The organism is Luteibacter sp. P4_E6 (assembly GCF_056401535.1).
Genome location: NZ_JBFUJE010000653.1, coordinates 1 through 1,978, shown reverse-complemented (window position 1 = coordinate 1,978; position 1,978 = coordinate 1). Strand labels below are relative to the sequence as shown.

The following is a 1,978-nucleotide window of genomic DNA, read 5'->3' as shown; positions in this document are numbered from 1 at the left end:
GCCTTGTCCTTGTTGTCGCAGGCTGCCGTGGAGACGACCTCCACCTCTCGGGTAAATCCGCGGACGGCGCCGATATCGTCGTCGATGGCCAGCGCGGCACGGTGAGCTGGCGCTGGGGCCCCAAAGCCTATTCGCAGCCTTTTACGCTGGAAAAAAAGGATGTCTCGCACGCACCGAGTGGCTGGGACGGCAGCATGGACCTGAAACTGAGCGGCGGCCGCCGTCTTTCCCTTAAAGGCGAGCACGGCACCTTCATCTGCGAGCACGGCTGCGACGACCTGCACCTCCCCCTGCTATGGACCGTCGCGGACAAATAGCCCGCCCACGGCCCGTAGCGCCGCTCCTTGTGGGAGCCGATTCATCGGCGATCCCGCGCAGCGGGCATAATCGGCCAAACCGCGGAGCCGTTTGACGATGGACAATCCCACCCCGGCGCGAGTCCTGACTCGCGGCACCCTTTATGCGATGGCGCTGGCGGCCGGCCTGGCCGTCGCCAACATCTATTACAACCAACCCATGCTCGGCATCATGGGGCGCGACCTTCACGACGGCGGCGTGGAGCGCTGGATTCCGATGCTTACCCAGCTCGGCTATGCAGCGGGTCTGCTCTTCCTGGTGCCACTAGGCGATGCGCTGGAACGCCGTCAGCTCATCGTCGGGCAGTTCGCGGTGTTGGCCATCGCGCTGGTCGGGGCCGCGCTTGCGCCCGGGCTGACAACACTCGCGATTGCCTCTGTACTGWTCGGTGCTATGGCGACCGCTGCGCAGCAAATCGTTCCCTTCGCGACTCTTCTTGCTGAGCCATCCAAACGGGGTGCGGCGGTCGGTACCGTGATGAGCGGTTTGCTGACGGGCATCCTGCTCAGTCGCACGATTGCCGGTTTCGTCTCCAGTGCCGCAGGATGGCGGGCCATGTTCTGGCTCGGCGTGCCGATTGCACTGATGGGCGCCGTGCTGATGCGCCTGCGCCTGCCCGAACACCATCCAGCGCGGCGCGTCAGTTACGGCGAACTGATGTCCTCGCTGGTCGGTCTTTGGCGACGCGAGCCCTTGCTGCGTCGTGCGTCGTTGACCCAGGCCGTGATCTTCGCCTCATTTTCCGCGTTCTGGACGGTGCTGGCGCTCCGCCTGGAACAGCCGCCACTGAATCTGGGCGCGGCGTCGGCGGGCCTGTTCGGCGTGGTCGGCGCCGTCGGCGTGGCGATGGCACCGCTGGCCGGACGCGTCGCGGATCGACGCGGACCCTGGCTGGTGATCGCCGCTGGTGCGTTGTCGACCGTCGTTGCCTGGGCCGTCTTCGCGCTGTGGCCATCGTTGGCGGGGCTCATCGTTGGCGTCATCTTGCTCGACTTCGGCGTGCAGATCGCCCTGGTGTCGCACCAGCACCTGGTCTACGGGCTGCACCCGGAATTCAAGAGTCGGCTCAACACCCTGTTCATGACGACCATGTTCCTCGGCGGCGCGGCGGGTTCGTTCGTTGCTGCCGAAACCTGGCGGCATGCCGGCTGGCTGGGTGTGTGCATCCTGGGCGGCGGGCTTGCTGGCATCGCGCTGGTTTCGCGCTTGTTGCATCGCGTGCCAGCGGCGCACTGACGCTCCACACAGGTGCACCGTCGATTTATCTCCTTTATTCTGCAGGAAAACGTCTATGCGTCTTCGCGCCTTGTTTCTTGGTTGCGCCCTGGTTATCACCGCGCCGGACTGCGTCTTCGCCGCGACAACGCCCGATTTCTCCGTGGGGCCGCAGTACGACACCACGCATGTCTACGTCGCGCCGCAGGATGTCGATGCCTTCGTACGGAGCTTCGCCGCCACGTTCGAAGGRCAATCGACGAAGCAAGGCATCGCCACCGTGACGCCGACGCCGTCGAGCACGTCGACTCAGCTGGTGCAGAGTCCTTCCGGCGCCGTGTCCGTGTTCGGCTTCCGGACGCCCGTGCCGTATCCCTTCGGACTCGAGCGCACGGGTTATCTGGTC

General features: G+C 65.4%; 2 protein-coding genes and 1 pseudogene. All 3 read left to right on the top strand.

Annotation, left to right across the window (positions count from 1 at the left end; genetic code table 11):
- Positions 1-317, top strand: a 317-nt coding sequence (locus AC1DT2_RS22000; RefSeq protein WP_477298736.1) for a hypothetical protein, incomplete at its 5' end; no start/stop codon positions are given.
- 97 nt (positions 318-414) lie between these two features.
- Positions 415-1,593 carry an MFS transporter gene (locus tag AC1DT2_RS21995; RefSeq protein WP_477298735.1) on the top strand — a complete coding sequence of 393 codons (1,179 nt, stop codon included), beginning with the start codon at positions 415-417 and terminating at the stop codon, positions 1,591-1,593.
- Positions 1,594-1,648: 55 nt separating this feature from the next.
- A pseudogene (locus AC1DT2_RS21990) lies at positions 1,649-1,978 on the top strand (glyoxalase); the annotation flags it as partial.